General features: G+C 75.0%; 17 protein-coding genes and 1 riboswitch. Of the genes, 3 read left to right on the forward strand and 14 right to left on the reverse strand.

Going from position 1 to position 17,152, the window contains the following annotated elements:
- Positions 1 to 20: 20 nt before the first annotated feature.
- The 4 genes from ACIQKA_RS02700 to ACIQKA_RS02715 form a co-directional block, all read right to left on the reverse strand.
- On the reverse strand, positions 21 to 1,178 hold the full coding sequence (locus tag ACIQKA_RS02700) for an ROK family transcriptional regulator (protein WP_383158127.1): 1,158 nt from the start codon (positions 1,176 to 1,178) through the stop codon (positions 21 to 23).
- 346 nt (positions 1,179 to 1,524) lie between these two features.
- Positions 1,525 to 2,031 (reverse strand): G/U mismatch-specific DNA glycosylase, encoded by a 507-nt coding sequence (gene mug, locus ACIQKA_RS02705; RefSeq protein WP_383437717.1) that lies wholly within the window; start codon positions 2,029 to 2,031, stop codon positions 1,525 to 1,527.
- Between the two features lie 62 nt (positions 2,032 to 2,093).
- Positions 2,094 to 3,536 (reverse strand): adenylosuccinate lyase, encoded by a 1,443-nt coding sequence (purB, locus tag ACIQKA_RS02710; protein WP_383158115.1) that lies wholly within the window; start codon positions 3,534 to 3,536, stop codon positions 2,094 to 2,096.
- Between the two features lie 74 nt (positions 3,537 to 3,610).
- Positions 3,611 to 4,408, reverse strand: a complete 798-nt coding sequence (locus tag ACIQKA_RS02715; RefSeq protein WP_383158112.1) for an SGNH/GDSL hydrolase family protein — start codon at positions 4,406 to 4,408, stop codon at positions 3,611 to 3,613.
- 64 nt (positions 4,409 to 4,472) lie between these two features.
- On the opposite strand from ACIQKA_RS02715, the gene ACIQKA_RS02720 reads away from it, so the two are divergent.
- Positions 4,473 to 5,492: a maleylpyruvate isomerase N-terminal domain-containing protein gene (locus tag ACIQKA_RS02720; protein ID WP_383158110.1), complete on the forward strand. Its 1,020-nt coding sequence runs from the start codon at positions 4,473 to 4,475 to the stop codon at positions 5,490 to 5,492.
- A 93-nt stretch (positions 5,493 to 5,585) separates the two neighbouring features.
- Here the strand turns inward: ACIQKA_RS02720 and ACIQKA_RS02725 are convergent, their stop codons facing one another.
- The 7 genes from ACIQKA_RS02725 to bioB form a co-directional block, all read right to left on the reverse strand.
- The gene (locus ACIQKA_RS02725) at positions 5,586 to 6,605 is read right to left on the reverse strand and encodes a hemolysin family protein (protein ID WP_383158107.1); all 1,020 of its coding nucleotides are present in this window, start codon (positions 6,603 to 6,605) and stop codon (positions 5,586 to 5,588) included.
- Complete coding sequence (locus ACIQKA_RS02730) at positions 6,602 to 7,942, reverse strand: hemolysin family protein (RefSeq protein WP_402539747.1); 1,341 nt, start codon at positions 7,940 to 7,942, stop codon at positions 6,602 to 6,604. Before ACIQKA_RS02730 ends, ACIQKA_RS02725 begins: the two co-directional genes overlap by 4 nt.
- A 201-nt stretch (positions 7,943 to 8,143) precedes the next feature.
- Positions 8,144 to 8,569, reverse strand: coding sequence for a GNAT family N-acetyltransferase (locus tag ACIQKA_RS02735; RefSeq protein ID WP_383158102.1), 426 nt, complete (start codon positions 8,567 to 8,569; stop codon positions 8,144 to 8,146).
- A 66-nt stretch (positions 8,570 to 8,635) separates the two neighbouring features.
- Positions 8,636 to 9,301: a class I SAM-dependent methyltransferase gene (locus tag ACIQKA_RS02740; protein WP_402539749.1), complete on the reverse strand. Its 666-nt coding sequence runs from the start codon at positions 9,299 to 9,301 to the stop codon at positions 8,636 to 8,638.
- A gap of 221 nt (positions 9,302 to 9,522) precedes the next feature.
- Complete coding sequence (bioD, locus tag ACIQKA_RS02745) at positions 9,523 to 10,263, reverse strand: dethiobiotin synthase (protein WP_383437707.1); 741 nt, start codon at positions 10,261 to 10,263, stop codon at positions 9,523 to 9,525.
- A 12-nt stretch (positions 10,264 to 10,275) separates the two neighbouring features.
- The gene (locus tag ACIQKA_RS02750) at positions 10,276 to 11,556 is read right to left on the reverse strand and encodes an adenosylmethionine--8-amino-7-oxononanoate transaminase (RefSeq protein ID WP_391093899.1); all 1,281 of its coding nucleotides are present in this window, start codon (positions 11,554 to 11,556) and stop codon (positions 10,276 to 10,278) included.
- Positions 11,549 to 12,862, reverse strand: coding sequence for a biotin synthase BioB (bioB, locus tag ACIQKA_RS02755; RefSeq protein WP_402539752.1), 1,314 nt, complete (start codon positions 12,860 to 12,862; stop codon positions 11,549 to 11,551). Before bioB ends, ACIQKA_RS02750 begins: the two co-directional genes overlap by 8 nt.
- A 175-nt stretch (positions 12,863 to 13,037) precedes the next feature.
- On the opposite strand from bioB, the gene ACIQKA_RS02760 reads away from it, so the two are divergent.
- Together ACIQKA_RS02760 and ACIQKA_RS02765 are read left to right on the forward strand one after the other, a co-directional pair.
- Positions 13,038 to 14,216, forward strand: coding sequence for an 8-amino-7-oxononanoate synthase (locus ACIQKA_RS02760; protein WP_402539753.1), 1,179 nt, complete (start codon positions 13,038 to 13,040; stop codon positions 14,214 to 14,216).
- Positions 14,217 to 14,378: 162 nt separating this feature from the next.
- On the forward strand, positions 14,379 to 14,816 hold the full coding sequence (locus ACIQKA_RS02765) for an ATP-binding protein (RefSeq protein WP_390106997.1): 438 nt from the start codon (positions 14,379 to 14,381) through the stop codon (positions 14,814 to 14,816).
- A gap of 356 nt (positions 14,817 to 15,172) precedes the next feature.
- Here ACIQKA_RS02765 and ACIQKA_RS02770 read toward each other — a convergent pair whose 3' ends face one another.
- The 3 genes from ACIQKA_RS02770 to ACIQKA_RS02780 form a co-directional block, all read right to left on the reverse strand.
- Positions 15,173 to 15,649 carry a C40 family peptidase gene (locus ACIQKA_RS02770; protein WP_376234350.1) on the reverse strand — a complete coding sequence of 159 codons (477 nt, stop codon included), beginning with the start codon at positions 15,647 to 15,649 and terminating at the stop codon, positions 15,173 to 15,175.
- Between the two features lie 3 nt (positions 15,650 to 15,652).
- A riboswitch (cyclic di-AMP (ydaO/yuaA leader) is annotated at positions 15,653 to 15,783 on the reverse strand.
- 400 nt (positions 15,784 to 16,183) lie between these two features.
- On the reverse strand, positions 16,184 to 16,480 hold the full coding sequence (locus ACIQKA_RS02775) for a hypothetical protein (RefSeq protein WP_383437691.1): 297 nt from the start codon (positions 16,478 to 16,480) through the stop codon (positions 16,184 to 16,186).
- 7 nt (positions 16,481 to 16,487) lie between these two features.
- Positions 16,488 to 17,111: an ATP-dependent Clp protease proteolytic subunit gene (locus ACIQKA_RS02780; RefSeq protein ID WP_402539755.1), complete on the reverse strand. Its 624-nt coding sequence runs from the start codon at positions 17,109 to 17,111 to the stop codon at positions 16,488 to 16,490.
- Positions 17,112 to 17,152 lie beyond the last annotated feature (41 nt).

Here is a 17,152-nt window from a genome sequence, read left to right on the forward strand (position 1 = left end):
CGGGACCGCCCCCGGGCGGTTCAGCGGCGGGCCGTCACCGTTCCGTCGACGGCGAAGAGCTGCTCCTCGACGTGGTCGAGCGCGAGCCGCAGCGCCCCCGTGCCCACCGCGGCCTCGCCGAGCAGGGAGAGCACCACCCGGGGCGGCCGCAGGCAGAACCGCGCCAGCTCCTCGCGGAGCGGCTGGAGCACCCCGTCGAGACCGGCCGCCCAGCCGCCCACCACGACCAGCTCGGGGTCGATGGCCAGGACGAGGGCCGCCACGTCGTGCACGAGCCGCTGGATGAACCGCTCCACCGCCGCCCCGGCCCGCGCGTCGCCCTTCCTGGCCAGCGCGAACACCTCCGCGACCGCCTGCTCGTCCAGCGGGTGCAGCGGCTCGTCCGTGGTCGAGAGCAGGTGCTCGGGGGTGACGTCCCGGCCGAGCAGGTGCAGGGCGCCGATCTCGCCGGCCGCCCCGCCGAAACCGCGGTGCAGCCGGCCGCCGATCAGCGAACCGGCGCCCGGACTCAGCCCGGCGAGCACGAACACGATGTCGTCGGAGTCGGTTGCCGCGCCCTTCCAGTGCTCGGCGACGGCCGCCGCGTTGGCGTCGTTCTCCACGATCACCGGGCAGCGGAAGGAGCGCCGCAGCCGCTCGCCGAGGGCCAGGCCCGTCCAGCCCGGCAGCGCCGTGCCGAGGCGCACCGTCCCGTCGGCCTCCACGATGCCGGGCGTGCCCACGCCCACGGCCCGCAGGTTCGACCGGGCGACCCCGGCCCTGCGCAGCACGTCCGCGACGACCGTGCGCACCCGGTCGAGCCGCTCGTCCTCGGGCGCCGTCTCCGACACCTCGCGGGACCCGGCGCCGATGATCCGTCCGTCGAGACCGGAGAGCAGCGCGGCCACCCGGTGCGGGCCGATCTCGATGCCGAGCAGATGGCCGGCCTCCGCGCGGAAGCGGAACCTCCGCGCCGGACGCCCCTGCCGGCGGGCCTCGCCCTCCTCGGGCGCCGACTCGACGACGAGCCCGCCCTCCATGAGGCCCTCCACGACCCCTTCGACCGTGGGCCGCGACAGACCGGTGATCCGGGTCAGATCGGTGAGCGTGGGCGCGTCGGCGCCCCGCAGCGCATGGAGTACCACCGCGGAGTTGATCCGCCGCAGCAGAGACGGATCCCCGCCGGTCAGCCGCCCCACCGTCTGTCCTCCCAGCTCGTGCGCCACTCAGGCGGATGGTACTCAATGGGTCCTTACGCGGCGAGTGCCGCCCCGTCACGCTTGGGTGACGGTCCGTGCGCGCGGTGCCGGCGGCGGTCCGGGCCCCCGGCCCGCGGGACCGGCGATTCCGGGGGCGGACGGCCCGCACCGCGGTGAGGACCCCGGAGGCGCGGGAAGCGGAACGGGACGTGCCGGACGCCCCGTTCGCCGCCCGGCGGAACCCGCCCGCCCCGGCCGCGTACGGCCCCCGCCCGCCGCGAGTCCCGGCCGCGCACGGGACCGGCGGAGTCCCGGACCCGTACGGCGGATCGCGGCCGGACGGGTCCTACGCCTCCGTGCGCCGCTCGACCCCCGCCGCCTCCCGGAGGCGGGCGAACTCCTCGGCCATCGCCTCCGTCGACCAGTGGGCGTTGAGACCGCTCGGGCTGGGCAGCGCCCAGATCCGGGTGGTGCCGATCGTCCGCTCCTGCGGCCCGATCGCCGCCTTCGGCTCGTCGAAGGCCGCGCGGTACGCCGTGACCCCGGCGATCGCCAGCCAGCGCGGCGCCAGCCGCTCCACCCGCCCGGTGAGCAGCCGCCCGCCCTCCCGGTACTCCTCGCGGGTCAGCTCGTCGGCCCGCGCGGACGGCCGCTCCACCACGTTCGTGATCCCCAGGCCGTACGTCAGGAGCTCCTCCTGCTCGTCCGGCCGCAGCTGCCTCGGCGTGAACCCCGACAGGTGCAGCACCGGCCAGAACCGGTTGCCCGGCCGGGCGAAGTGGTGGCCGGACGCCGCCGTCGTCAGACCCGGGTTGATCCCGCAGAAGAGCACCGAGAGGCCGCTCGCGACCACGTCCGGAACGACGCGGTCGCGGGCGGCCTCCAGCTCCTGCCGGGTGAACCGGGGGGAGGGGGTCAGAGGATCGCCCCGGGGGCGTAGGCGGCGGCCTCCGGGTGCCGCTTCACGATCTCGTCCACGCGGGAGACCACGGCGGCGACCTGGTCGGCGGCGGCGCCCGTGAAGGACAGCTTGTCCGCCATCAGCTCGTCGAGCTGCGCCCGGTCCAGCGGGATGCGCTCGTCGGCGGCCAGCTTGTCGAGCAGCTCGTTGCGCTCGGCGCCCCGCTCGCGCATGGCGAGCGCGGAGGCCACGGCGTTCTCCTTGATGGCCTCGTGGGCGACCTCGCGGCCGACCCCGGCGCGCACGGCGCCCATGAGGACCTTGGTGGTCGCCAGGAAGGGCAGGTAGCGGTCCAGCTCGCGGGCGACGACGGCCGGGAAGGCGCCGAACTCGTCGAGCACGGTCAGGAAGGTCTCCAGGAGGCCGTCCAGGGCGAAGAAGGCGTCCGGCAGCGCGACCCGGCGGACCACGGAGCAGGACACGTCGCCCTCGTTCCACTGGTCGCCGGCCAGCTCGCCGGTCATCGAGGCGTAGCCGCGCAGGATGACCATGAGGCCGTTGACGCGCTCGCAGGAGCGGGTGTTCATCTTGTGCGGCATCGCCGAGGAGCCGACCTGGCCGGGCTTGAAGCCCTCGGTGACCAGCTCGTGGCCCGCCATCAGGCGGATCGTCTTGGCGGTCGAGGAGGGCGCGGCGGCCAGCTGGACCAGGGTGGTGACCACGTCGTAGTCGAGCGAGCGGGGGTAGACCTGGCCGACCGAGGTGAAGGCGTGCGCGAAGCCGAGGTGGCCGGCGATCCGGCGCTCCAGGTCGGCCAGCTTGCCGGCGTCGCCGCCGAGCAGGTCGAGCATGTCCTGCGCGGTGCCGACCGGGCCCTTGATGCCGCGCAGCGGGTAGCGGCCGAGCAGCTCCTCCAGGCGCGCGTACGCCACGAGCAGCTCGTCCGCCGCCGTCGCGAACCGCTTGCCGAGGGTGGTCGCCTGGGCGGCGACGTTGTGCGAGCGGCCGGCCACGACCAGCTCGGCGTACTCGGCGGAGAGCCTGCCGAGGCGGGCGAGGACGGCGACCGTGCGGTCCCGCATCAGCTCCAGGGAGAGCCGGATCTGGAGCTGCTCGACGTTCTCGGTGAGGTCGCGCGAGGTCATGCCCTTGTGGACGTGCTCGTGGCCGGCGAGGGCGTTGAACTCCTCGATGCGGGCCTTCACGTCGTGCCGGGTGACCTTCTCGCGCTCGGCGATGGAGCCGAGGTCGACCTGGTCGAGGACGCGCTCGTAGTCGGCGAGGGCCTCCTCCGGAACCTCGATCCCGAGGTCCTTCTGCGCACGCAGCACGGCGAGCCACAGCCGGCGCTCCAGCTTCACCTTCTGCTCGGGGGACCAGAGGACGGCGAGCTCCGCGGAGGCGTAGCGGCCGGCCAGAACGTTGGGGATGCGGGGCTTCGCAGTCACAGCAGTCACGTGGGCAGAGTTTACCTGGCGGTTTCTGCAGGTCGGCGCCGCCGCCCGATGTGGAGCTTGCTACGAGACGCGGGTCACGGACGCTCGGACCGGACGCTCGCCGAGGGCGCGTACGGAAGCAGCTCCGGGCGCTTGGGCGCGCGGCCGTCGCCGGAGGAGCGGCCCGTCAGGCGCCGGCCGATCCAGGGGCCCAGGTGCTCCCTGGCGAAGCGGGCGTCCGCGAGCCGCCGGCTCGCCCAGCGCGGGGGCGCGGTCGGCGGCAGCGGGGTGCGCCAGTCCTCCCCGGGCTCCAGGCCGAGGGTCTGCCACACGGCCTCGGCGACCCGCCGGTGCCCCTCGGCCGTCAGGTGGAGCCGGTCCACGTCCCAGAGGCGGGGGTCGCCGAGCGACGGCGCCCCGTACAGGTCGACGACCAGGGCGCCGTGCCGGGCGGCGAGCCCGTCGATGTGGGCGAAGAGCTCCTCCATCCGGGGCCGGAAGCGCTCCATGACGGGCCCGTTCCGGCCGGGGCTGCGCATCAGGACGAGCTGCCCGCAGGCCGGTGTGAGGCGTTCCACTGCCTCGGTGAGGAGGTCCCTCACCCGGACCATGTCGACCTTGGGGCGCAGGGTGTCGTTGAGGCCGCCGACGAGGGTGACCACATCGGCCTCCATCGTTGCGGCCGGGCCGACTTGCTCCTCGACGATCTGTCCGATGAGCTTCCCGCGCACGGCGAGGTTCGCGTAGCGGAAGCCGGGGGAGCGGGCGGCGAGACGGCCCGCGAGGGCGTCGGCCCAGCCGCCGTAGGAACCGTCGGGCCTCAGGTCCGACATACCCTCGGTGAAGCTGTCGCCGAGGGCGACGAAACTGTTGTACGTGGCATTGATCTCCATGGCGGAGCGATCATACCGCGCGGTATGCGAGGCGTGCCGTGGAGAACCCGGGAGGGGAAACCCGATGAGCGACGCGCTCCTGAGCGCCCTGGCCGAGGCCCTGGCCGGACTGGTGACGGCCGTCGAGACCTCCGACGAGGACGTCCTCGACCCCGACACGGCGGTCGAGTGGCTGGAGTCCACCGGGCACGCCCTCGCCGGGCTCACGGCGGCCGACCGGCGGACCCTCGACGGGCTGTTCCGCGCGGCAGCCCTGCGCGCGCCCGAGGGCCCCCGGCGGAACGGGCTGCTCGAGGTCTCCGAGGGCCTCGGGCTCACCGAGGACACCCACGCCGCCGCCTGCGACGCCGCCCTGGACCACACCCGCCGCCTCGCCGCCCTCGTCCGCGACGCCGACCCCGCCACCCCCGTCCCCGGCCGTCCCGGCCGCACCCTCGCGGACCTCGCCCGGCACGTCGGCACCGTCCACCGCTGGGCCGAGCACCTCGTACGGACCCGCTCCGCCGTCCGCGTCCGCGCGGAGGACCTCCCCCTCGACCCGCCGGCCGGCCCCGCCGCGTACGCCGACTGGCTCGTCGCCGGAGCCGAGCGGTTCGCCGCCACCGCGCGCGACGCCGACCCGGACGCCCCCGTCTGGTCCCCGGGCGCCGACCCGCACGTCCGCCACTACCCCCGCCACGTGCTCGTCGAGACCCTGGTCCACCTCGCCGACGCCGAGCTCGCCGTCGACGGGAAGGCCGGTCCCCTCGACCCCGGCACGGCCGCGGACGCCGTCGACCACTTCCTGACCGACGCCCCGTACGTCGCCCGGATCGCCGAGCCGGTCTCCCGGCTCGGCCGGGACGGGGCGGTCCTGCGCCTCACCGCCCGCGACGCCGGCACCGTCTGGAACCTCGTCCTCGGCGGGGGCGGCTTCACCTGGACCCGGGGGAGCGGCGGCGCCGGGCCGACCGCCGCCGTCGAGGCGGACGCCGGGGAGCTGCTGCTCCTGCTGCGCCACCGGTACGGGGCCGACGAGCCCCGCTTCGCGCACACCGGCGACCGGGGCCTCCTGGACGACTGGCTGGCCGCCACCGCGCTCTGACCCGTACGTACGGAGCCCCTCGGCCCGTACGGGAAACGCCCGAAGGGCCCCGGGACGGATCCCGGGGCCCTCCTCGCCGCCCCTACGGACCGGTCACGACGCCGCGGGGCGCCCCACCAGCTCGCGCAGCACGTCCTCCATCGCCACGAGGCCGCCCGGCCGGTCGTTCTCGTCGAGCACCGCCGCCAGGTGCGTCCGGCTGCGGCGCATCGCGGTCAGGACGTCGTCCAGCGGCGTGTCCGCCCGCACCCGGGCGATCGGCCGCAGCGACGTCACCGGGAACGGCAGGTCGCGCGGGACGATGTCCAGGGCGTCCTTGACGTGCAGATAGCCCAGGATGTGCCGCTCGGGGTCGACCACGGGGAAGCGGGAGAACCCGGTCCGCGCCGACAGCGCCTCCAGCTCCTCCGGGGTGGTGCCGACCGGGGTGGACACCACCTTGTCCGCCGGCATCACCACGTCCCGCACGGGACGGCGGCCCAGCTCCAGGGCGTCGTGCAGCCGCTCGGCGGCCCGGTCGTCCAGGAGCCCGGCGTCGCCCGCGTCGGTGACCATGCGGGCCAGCTCGTCGTCCGAGAAGGTCGCGGAGACCTCGTCCTTGACCTCCACCCGCAACAGCTTGAGCAGGGTGTTCGCGAAGGCGTTGATCGTGAAGATCACCGGCCGCAGCGCCCGGGCGAGCGTCACCAGGGGCGGCCCGAGGAGCAGCGCCGAGCGCGTCGGCTCGGCGAGCGCGATGTTCTTCGGCACCATCTCGCCGAGCAGCATGTGCAGGTACGTCGCGAGCGACAGGGCGATCACGAACGAGATCGGGTGCACCAGGCCGTGCGGGACGCCGACCGCGTCGAAGACCGGTTCGAGGAGGTGCGCGATGGCCGGCTCGGCGACGATGCCCAGGACCAGGGTGCACAGCGTGATGCCGAGCTGGGCCGCCGCGAGCATCGCGGAGACGTGCTCCAGGCCCCAGACGACACTGCGCGCCCGCTTGTCCCCGGCCTCGGCCAGGGGCTCGATCTGACTGCGGCGTACCGAGATCAGGGCGAACTCGGCGCCGACGAAGAAGGCGTTGACGACCAGCGTGAGCAGGCCGATCAGCAACTGGATCGCGATCATCGGCCGGCCTCCCCGGTCTCGTCCTCGACGGCGTGCACGGGCTCGTGCAGCAGCACGCGGGCCGCGCGCCGGCCCGAGGCGTCCACGACGTCGAGCCGCCAGCCGGCCAGCTCCACGCCGTCGCCGACGGCCGGGATGCGGCCCAGCTCGTGGGCGACGACGCCCGCGAGCGTCTCGTACGGGCCGTCCGGCACCTTCAGGCCGATCGTGCCGAGCTGGTCGGTGCGGGCCGCGCCGTCGGCGGACCACAGCGCGCGCCCGTCCGCGTCCTCGCCGGCCCGCGCCAGGTCGGGGGTCTCGTGCGGGTCGTGCTCGTCGCGCACCTCGCCGACGACCTCCTCGACGATGTCCTCCAGGGTGACGACCCCGGCCGTGCCGCCGTACTCGTCGATGACGACCGCCATCGTCTGTTTCCCGGACAGCCGGTCGAGCAGCCTGTCGACGGTCAGCGTCTCGGGGACGAGCAGCGGCTCGCGCAGCATCTCGCCGATCGGGCGGCGGTACCGCTCGGCCGCCGGTATGGCCAGGACGTCCTTGATGTGGGCGATGCCGACGACCGCGTCCAGGCTGTCCCGGTAGACGGGGAAGCGGGACAGGCCGGTCGCGCGGGTCGCGTTCGCCACGTCCTCGGCGGTGGCCTGCACGTCCAGGGCGGTGACCTGCACGCGGGGCGTCATCACGTTCTCGGCGGTCAGCTCCGCCAGGTTGAGGGTGCGGACGAACAGCTCGGCCGTGTCCGCCTCCAGGGCCCCCTCCTTCGCGGAGTGCCGGGCGAGGGCCACCAGCTCCTGCGGGGAGCGCGCGGAGGCCAGCTCCTCGGTCGGCTCCATGCCGAGCCGGCGCAGGATCCGGTTCGCGGTGTTGTTGAGGTGGCTGATCAGCGGCTTGAAGGCGGCCGTGAACACGCGCTGCGGGGTGGCCACGACCTTCGCCACGGCGAGCGGCGAGGAGATGGCCCAGTTCTTGGGGACCAGCTCGCCGACCACCATCAGGACCACGGTCGACAGGGCGGTGCCCAGGACCAGGGCCACCGAGGAGGCCACCGCGGCGGAGAGGCCGAGGGCCTCGACCGGGCCCTTGATCAACGCGGCGATCGACGGCTCGGCCAGCATGCCGACCACCAGGTTGGTGACGGTGATGCCGAGCTGGGCGCCGGAGAGCTGGAACGTCAGCGACCTGACGGCCTTGAGCGCGCCCGCCGCACCGCGCTCGCCGCGCTTCGCCGCGGCCTCGAGTTCGCCGCGCTCGACCGTGGTCAGCGAGAACTCGGCCGCGACGAAGGCGCCGCACGCGAGGGAGAGCAGGAGCGCGAGGAGGAGCAGAAGCACTTCGGTCATCGGTTCACCTCCGTCCCATGATCACGCGGCGGGAGGAGGATCGCTCGGCGTCGGCGGCCGGAGCCGGAACTCTCGAGTCTTGCGGAACCAGTGCTACTGGGAGGCTCGCCCATGGGCGGACGCTCACACCTTTCGGTCGTCGGAATGTGGGGACCATGGTAAAGGACAGGCAAAGCGGGCTGGTGGTCACCCTTGCCCTCCTCACTTCGCGAGCGGCTTCACCCAGCGGCGCCAGTGGTCCTCGCGCTCGTACCCGGCCGCCGCCCACACCATCCGCCCCGTTCCGTTCGCCTCCAGGACCATGGCGTCCGCACGCCGTCCGCCGAGCGCGGCGAACCGCTCCTCGGCCGCCCGCAGGAGCGCGGCGGAGATCCCCCGGCGCCGGTACGCGGGCAGGACGGCCAGCCGGTAGAGGGAGGCGCGCCAGCCGTCCCACCCGGCGATCACGGACCCGACGATCCGTCCGTCGGCCAGGGCGAGGAGCAGGGCCTCCGGGTCGCGCTCGACGAGCCGGGTGACCCCGGGGACGTCGTCCGAGACCGACGTCCCCTCGGCGGACTCCCGCCAGAAGGCCAGGACGGCCTCGGCCTCGGCGACGGTGGCGGCACGTATCTGCGGATCGATCATGGCCGGATCCCATCACGGCGGCCTCCGGCCGTGCCAGGGGGTTCCGGGGAGCGGGACGGTGCCGCCTCACCGCCGCGCCGTGCCCAGGACGCAGGGGGAGGACGGCAGCCGGGGCCCGCCCTCCGGCACGTCGAAGGAGCGGTACGGGCCGAGGGCGAACCCGGCCCCGCCGATCTCCGCCAGCGGATCGCGGGAGGTGTGGCAGCCGCCGAAGAGCAGCGGCCACACCGTGCGGTCGAGGCCCCGCTGCACCCGCGCGAGCCCCGGCGTCTTCGCCGCCTCGTGCTCGAAGAAGCGCAGCTCGCCGCCCGGACGCAGGACCCGGCGCAGCTCCGCGAGGGCCGTCGGCACGTCCCGCACCGTGCACAGCACCAGGGAGACCACCGCCGCGTCGAAGGAGCCGTCCTCCACCGGCAGCGCCTCGGCCGTCCCCGGCACCACGGTCACCGGAACGGCCGCCCGCCGCGCGGCCTTCCCGGCCGGTTCGCGCAGCCGGGCCTCCGGCTCGACGGCCACGACCTCCGTGACCCCGACCGGGTAGTGCCCGAAGTTCAGCCCGTTCCCGGCGCCGACCTCGACCACCCGGCCGGCGAGCCCGGCGAGCAGTTCCGCCCGGAGGGCCCCGATCCCGCCCCGCGTCTCGGCGGAGACGCTGAACCGGGCGTAGAAGCGGGCGAAGAGGGGGTGGTGCACCCGGGGCGGACCGCCGGGCGCCGACCGCGGAGACGACATCGTGGGCTCCTCGTGCCTGGACGCGCGTACGTCCAGCCTACGGAGCGGCGCGGCCCGGGGCCGGACGACGGGCCGGGACGCCGGTCGTCCCCGCGTCTCTTCGGACGGCCGGTGGCCGGGGCGCCGGCCGCCCCGTACCCCTTCGCACCGCCCCGGCACGCCCTCCGGAACCGGGCCCGTCACCCAGCTCCCGTACGCCCCTCCCGGACCGGGCCCGCCGCTCAGCCCCCGTACGGCTCCGCGTGCGCCCCCGTGAACGCCTCCGCGTCCCACGTCCCGCCCAGGGCCGGGGCCAGCCAGCCGCCCGCCGCCGCCCGGAACTCCGCCGGGGACAGCGTCCCCGACCCCTCCGGCACGGCTCCGAGCAGCGGCGCGTCCGCCGCCTCCGGCAGGTCCGCCAGGTTGCAGCGGGCCGCCAGGTCCGGCGCGGCCGGCCAGCTGCCGACCACCACGCCGAGCTGCTCGATCCCGCGCGCCCGCAGCGCCTCGGCCGTCAGGGCCGTCGAGTTGAGCGTCCCGAGCCCGGCCGGGGCCACCACCAGGACCGGCGCGCCGAGCAGCGCCGCCGCGTCCGCGAGCGTGCCGCCCTCCCCGTCGAAGCGGACGAGCAGCCCGCCCGCCCCCTCCACCAGGACCAGGTCGTGCCCGGCGGCCAGCTTCCGGGCGGCCTCGGCGACCTCCCGGGGCCCGACCGGCGCGAGACCGGCCCGCCGGGCGGCCGTGCCCGGGGCCAGCGGCTCCGGGAAGCGGCCCAGCTCGGCCGAGGCGGCGGCGCCCGAGAGCCGTACGACCTCGTCCGCGTCGCCCCGCTCGTCCGGTCCGACGCCCGTCTGCGCCGGCTTCAGGACCGCGACCGACCGTCCGGCGGCGGTCGCGGCGGCGGCGACCGCCGCGGTCACGACCGTCTTGCCGATCTCGGTCCCGGTGCCGCTGACGACGACGATTCCCACTGCCCGCTCCATCCTTGCTTCCGTTCAGCCCGCCGCCGCGGCGGCCCGTACCGCCGCGCAGATCCGGGCCACGTCCTCGTCGCCCGTCACGTACGGCGGCATCGTGTAGATCAGGTCCCGGAACGGGCGCAGCCACACGCCCTCCCGGACCGCCGCGCGCGTCGCCGCCGCCATGTCGACCCCGTGGTCGAGCTGGACGACCCCGATCGCGCCGAGCACCCGCACGTCCCGCACGCCCGGCAGGTCCGCGGCCGGGGCGAGCCCGTCGCGCAGCCCCGCCCCGATCCGCCCGACCTCGCCCCGCCAGTCCTGGGAGAGCAGCAGGTCGATCGAGGCCAGGGCCACGGCGGAGGCCAGCGGGTTGCCCATGAAGGTCGGCCCGTGCGCCAGGACCGGCACCTCGCCCCGCGAGATCCCGTCGGCCACCCGGCCCGTGCAGAGCGTCGCGGCCATCGACAGGTAACCGCCCGTCAGCGCCTTGCCCACGCACATCACGTCGGGGGAGACCCCGGCCGCGTCGGCCGCGAACAGCGTGCCCGTGCGCCCGAACCCGGTCGCGATCTCGTCGAACACCAGCAGCACGCCGTGCTCGTCGCAGGCCTCCCGCAGCACCCGCAGGTACGCCGGGTCGTGGAAGCGCATCCCGCCCGCGCCCTGCACCACCGGCTCCACGACCACCGCGGCCAGCTCGTGCGCGTGCCGCCCGATCGCGGTCCGCAGCAGCTCGGCGTACGACTCCTCGTACGCGGCCGGCGGGGCGTCCGCGAAGACCTGGGGCTGGAGGACCCCGGTCCACAGCTCGTGCATCCCGCCCTCGGGGTCGCACACCGACATCGGCTGCCAGGTGTCCCCGTGGTACCCGCCGCGCCAGGTGAAGAGGCGCCGCTTCTCCGGGCGGCCGAGCGAACGCCAGTACTGCAGGCACATCTTGACCGCCACCTCGACGGAGACCGAGCCCGAGTCGCTGAGGAAGACGTGCCGCAGCGGTTCGGGGGTGATCTCCACGAGCCGGCTCGCGAGGCGGACGGCCGGCTCGTGGGTGAGCCCGCCGAACATGACGTGGCTCATCCGGTCGAGCTGGCCGCGCACCGCCTCGTTGAGGACGGGGTGGTTGTAGCCGTGCACCGCCGACCACCACGACGACATGCCGTCGATCAACTCGTCCCGCCCCTCGGCGGGTTCGGCGAGCCGGAGGCGCACCCCGGACGCGGACGCGACGACCAGCGGGTCCGTGCGGCCCGGCATGGGGCCGTACGGGTGCCAGACGTGCGCCCGGTCCAGGGCGAGGAGCTCGTCGTTACGCATTCGGCGCGAGGTCCGTACCGGCTCCCCGGCGGCGCACCGCCACCAGATCGGTCCGGGCGCCGCCCGGCCCGGCCTCGGCGGCCGGCGCCTCGGCGGGCTCGGGGACCGGGGCGTGCCCGCCGCACGGACCGCAGCCGCCGCCGGAGTGCGGGCCGCAGCCCGCGCCGCTCTCCGCCGCGCCGCTCTCCGCCGCGCCGCTCTCCGCCGCGCCGCTCTCCGCCGGAGCGTGCGAACCGCAGCCGCCGCCGCTCCCCGCCGGAGCGCCCGAACCGCAGCCGCCGCCGGCCGCCGCGAGCGCGTCCGCGCGGTGGGCGGGCAGCGTGGGCGTGCCCGCGCCCTCCACCTCGAAGCCCGCGTCCGCGATCATGTCCAGGTCGGCCTGGCCGGCCTGGCCCTCGCTGGTCAGGTAGTCGCCCAGGAAGATCGAGTTCGCGATGTGCAGCGCGAGCGGCTGCATCGAGCGCAGGTGCACCTCGCGGCCGCCGGCGATCCGCACCTCGACGTCGGGGCAGACGAACCGCACCATCGCCAGGATCCGCAGGCAGCGCTGCGGCGTCAGGTTCCACTCCTTGGCGAGCGGGGTGCCCTCGAACGGGATGAGGAAGTTGACCGGCACCGAGTCCGAGCCCAGCTCCCGCAGCGCGTACACGACGTCGACCAGGTCCTCGTCGGCCTCGCCCATGCCCGCGATCAGACCCGAGCAGGCCGAGAGCCCCGCGGCGTGCGCCTTGCGCACGGTGTCCACCCGGTCGGCGTACGTGTGGGTCTTGGTGATCCCGCCGTACGTCGCCTCGGAGGTGTTCAGGTTGTGGTTGTACGCGTCGGCGCCGGCCTCCCGCAGCCGCTCCGCCTGGCCGTCCGAGAGCAGACCGAGGCAGGCGCACACCTCGACGCCCTCGTTCTCCTCCTTGATGGCCTCGATGGTCCTGCCGACCCGCTCGACATCCCGGTCCGTCGGACCGCGCCCGCTCGCCACCAGGCAGACCCGCTTGGCGCCGCCCGCGACGCCCGCCGCGGCCGCCTTCGAGGCCTCGTCCGGCTTCAGCCAGGTGTACTTGAGGATCTCCGCCTTGGAGCCGAGCCGCTGCGAACAGTACGAGCAGTCCTCGGGGCACAGGCCGGACTTCAGGTTGACCAGGTAGTTGAGCTTCACCCGCCGCCCGAACCACCGACGGCGCACCTTGCCGGCCGCGGCCACCACATCGAGCAGTTCGTCGTCGGAGGTCGCCAGGACGGCGAGCGCTTCTTCACGGGTCGGCGGCTCGCGCCGCAGCCCCTTCTCCACCAGCGTGTTCAGCAGGTCCATAACCGCTGATCCTGGCCTACCGCCCGCCCCCGGGCCAAGGAGGATCCGAACAAACGCCCCCGTTCGGGGTGTGTGGATGACCACACCACGATCCCGGTCTCCTCCGGTTAGGGTCTGTGCGCTGCCTACAAAAGGCACCGGCCGGACGGCCGGAGGCGCCGACGGAGGATCCCGCATGCCACAGGCCGACGACGCGCGGGCCGCGGGCCCGCGCCGCACCGCGTTCGACTGGACCGGGGCCGAGGCGCGCCGCCGGGCCGACGCCGGCCTCGTGCGCACGCTGCGGCCCCGGGCGGCCGAGTCGGACCTCCTCGACCTGGCGGGCAACGACTACCTCGGCCTCACCCGCAGGCCCGAGGTCACGGAGGCGGCGGCCGGGGCGGCCCGGCGCTGGGGCGCCGGCTCCACCGGCTCCCGGCTCGTCACCGGCACCACCCTGCTCCACACCGACCTGGAGCGCGAACTCGCCGCCTTCTGCGGCTTCGAGGCGGCCCTCGTCTTCTCCTCCGGCTACACCGCCAACCTCGCGGTGCTCACCGCGCTCGGCGGCCGGGACTCCCTGATCGTCTCGGACGCCGCCAACCACGCCTCCCTGGTGGACGGCTGCCGCCTGGCGCGCGCCGAGACCGCCGTCGTCCCGCACGCCGACCCCGAGGCCGTGCGCAAGACCCTGGAGGCGCACCCCGGGCGCCGGGCCCTCGTCGTCAGCGACTCCGTCTTCTCCGTCGACGGCGACCGGGCCCCGCTCGCGGAGTTCGCCGCCGCCTGCCGCGCGCACGGCGCCGGTCTCGTCGTGGACGACGCCCACGGCTTCGGCGTCCTCGGCGACGGGGGCCGGGGCGCGCCGCACGGCGCCGGACTCGCGGGCGACGAGGACGTGGTCGCCACCCTGACCCTCTCCAAGTCCCTAGGCAGTCAGGGCGGCGCGGTCCTCGGCCCGGCCCGGGTGATCGAGCACCTGGTGAACGCCGCCCGCACCTTCATCTTCGACACCGGCCTCGCCCCGGCCGCCGTCGGCGGCGCCCTCGCGAGCCTGCGGCTGATCGCCGCCGAACCGGGGCTCGCCGCGCGGGTCCGCACCGTCGCCACCACCCTGTACGAGCGGCTCACCGCGGCCGGTCTGACGGCGGCCCGGCCGTACGCGGCCGTGGTCTCGGTCCGCGCCCCCTCCCCGGAGGCGGCGCTGCGCTGGGCGGCGGACTGCCGGGAACGGGGCCTGGCGGTCGGCTGCTTCCGGCCCCCGTCCGTCCCCGACGGCGTCTCGCGCCTGCGCCTGACGGCCCGCGCCGACCTGACGGACGCGCAGATCGGCCGCGCGGTGGAGACGGTCCTGCGGACCGCCCCCGCCGCCTGAGGGCCGCGCCGGGGCCGTTCACGGTTCGTACGGTTCACCGCTTCGGGCGACAGGGGCGGCTCTTTCCTGGTGGAACCCGGTACGGCGCGGCACCATCGGTGGGACTCTGACGCGCAGTGCTATCCGGGGCAGCGGCCCCGGCGGGAAAGGGACAGAGTCGCCATGGCAGACCATCAGGAAGCAACCGTCACCCTGCCGAGCGAGCCCGCCTCGGTCCCCACCGCCCGGCGGTACGTCGCGGAGGTCCTCACCGGCTGGGGCCTCGACGAACTCTCCGACCAGGCGGACGCGGTCCGTCTGATCGTCTCGGAGCTGGCCACCAACGCCGTCCTGCACACCTTCGGCCAGTCGCCCACCTTCACGGTCGACGTCCGCCTCGAGCGCGGGGAGCAGCTCCACGTCGGCGTCACGGACAGCCATCCGCGCCTGCCCCGCCGCCTCCCCGCGGCGGTCCAGCAGGACAACGGACGCGGCATGGTCATCATCCGATCCCTGGCGGCGGGGTCCGGCGGCCGCCTCTCGGTGACCCCGACCCCGGACGGCGGCAAGACGGTCGGCATCACCCTGCCGTGGAAGGCGGCCGCGCCGGTGGTCTGCTAGGGCGTGTGTCGAAAGTCCCGCCTGCCCGGCGGCGCCCGGCAGGCACTCCCCCGTAGCCCTGCGGGCACGGGGGCACCCCCGGCCGCGTTGTCGGGATCACCCCGATGCAACAAGTATCGGGGCGACCCTCCGCCTTGCGATCGCACGCACCGGACACCGCCGGGCCTGCCCTCCGGGCAGACGGCGCTACTTTCGACACACGCCCTAGAAGGCGTCCGGCGCGCCCCCGGGCCCGTCCGGCGCGTCCCCGGGCCCCTCCGGCGTGGCGCGGCCGGGGCGGCGGGGGCGGTCCGGGTGCGGCGGCGCCGCCGCACCCCCGGCCTCCCCTCCGGCGCCCGCTCAGCGCCCGGGCGGGGTCACCGGACGCGTCCGTAGGAGACCTTCGAGGTCCAGATCTTGTCGAGCTTCACCCAGGAGCCCGTCTTGGGCGAGTGCCAGATCTTGCCGCTCCCGGCGTAGATGCCCACGTGGTAGACCTTCCCGCCGGAGTGGAAGAAGACCAGGTCCCCCTGCTGCCGGCTGCCGGCGGAGACCCGGCTCGTCTTGTTGTACTGCTGCTGCGCGGTGCGGGGCAGCGACTTGCCCGCCTGCTTGTACGCGTAGAGCGTCAGGCCCGAGCAGTCGAACCGGGAGGGTCCCGTGGCCCCGTAGCGGTAGGGCGCCCCCTTCTTGGCGGCGGCGACGCTCAGCGCCTTGTTCGCGTGTGCGGTCGCCGCCTGTGCCTCCGGTGCCGCGCCCGGCGCGAACAGCGTGCCGCCGACGGCGGCGAGGGTGAGAGCCGAGACGGCTCCGGCCCGGGACAGCAGGGACGGGACGTACATCTGCGCAGTCATGCGCAACCCTTCGTCAGCCGCCTGTGAAGGATGACCTGTCGGGTTCGGGCAGGCGAAGATGCCCGGCCGCGGCTGCGGCTTCACCCCAAGGGCCGGCCCCGCTGCGGAAACAGCGCGTACGGCCCGTACTGCTCGGGTCCTCCACTCCTGCCGATCCAATCCTGTCGACCAGGCGTCCGGGACGGCGGCAGGACTCGGCGTCCGCCCGGACCGCCCCGCCTCGGATGGCGGGGGCTTGTCGTCGGCAGGGATCTTGCCCCACAGCCTGGTCGAAATCCGAGTGGAAACGGCGTTATGTGAGAGTCCTCACGACTGATCCATTCGGGTGGACAGGATGCTTTCGTGATCGTCGGAGGTTTGGCCGACGAGCCCCGCACCAGCGAGGGAACGTCCGATTCCGCCAGATGTGTACACCCCGTGCGCAACTCGCCCGAGCCACATGTCGACTCGTCGACTCCACCGAACGGACGAGCCGTTCCGGCGGGGGCGTCGGCCGTCCGGCCCTCGACACGACATGCCGGAATGTCAACTCCGTCATGCCCGGGGGAGCGTGACCCGGCCGGCCCGCCGCTCCCCGTCCAACACCCGCAGGGCGCGCGCCAGGGTGTCCGCGTGGACCTCGCTCTCACCCCGCGCGTGCATGAGGGCCAGCGCCTCGCGCAGCTCCTCCGCGCGTCCCACCAGGGCCTGAGCCGCCCTCAGGGCCCCATAGGTATGCGTACTTCTGGATGGATTGATCTTCCCCAGGAGGTCGACGACCGCGAGGTACGCGTCGATCAGCTCGCCCTCGGCCCGCGTCAGGGCCGGCAGCGGCGGCGGCTCGGGAACCACGGTCCGCTCACCGCGCCGCGCGGCCGGCCGCGGCGCGCCGGCTCGTGATCACGTGGTCCACGAGCCCGTACTCGACCGCGGCCGGGGCGTCCAGGACCGCGAGGCGGTCGAGGTCGGCCTCGACCCGCTCGCTGCTCCGTCCGGTGTGCCCGGCGAGCAGCCCGGCCATCAGGGCGCGCTGGCGGAGCAGTTCGCGGGCATGGACGTCGAGGTCGCTCGGCCGTCCGTGCAGGGGCTCCTCCGCGGCGGGCTGCCGGAGCGTGACGCGGGCGCCGGGGAGCATCGTCCGCTTGCCCGGGGTGCCGGCGGCGAGCAGGACGGCGGCGCTGGAGGCGGCCCGGCCCAGACAGGTGGTCGCCACGTCGCAGGCGAGGGTCCGGATCGTGTCGTGGATGGCGGTCATGGCGGTGACGGAGCCGCCGGGGGAGTTGATGTAGAGCGCGATGTCCTGCTCGGGCGCGGCGTACTCCAGGTACAGGAGCTGGGTGATCACGTCGTTGGACGAGACCTCGTCGACCCGGGTGCCGAGGAGGACGATCCGGGACTCCAGCAGCTTCGTGTACGGATCGAGGGTCCGCGTCCCGGAGCCGGTTCGCTCCGTGAACCCGGGCAGGACGTGTCGAGCCTTCATGGCGGGCGCCTCCATCTGTAAAAAATGTACAGGACGTACAG

The sequence above is a fragment of the Streptomyces sp. NPDC092045 genome (assembly GCF_044756005.1).
Classification (GTDB): Bacteria; Actinomycetota; Actinomycetes; order Streptomycetales; family Streptomycetaceae; genus Streptomyces.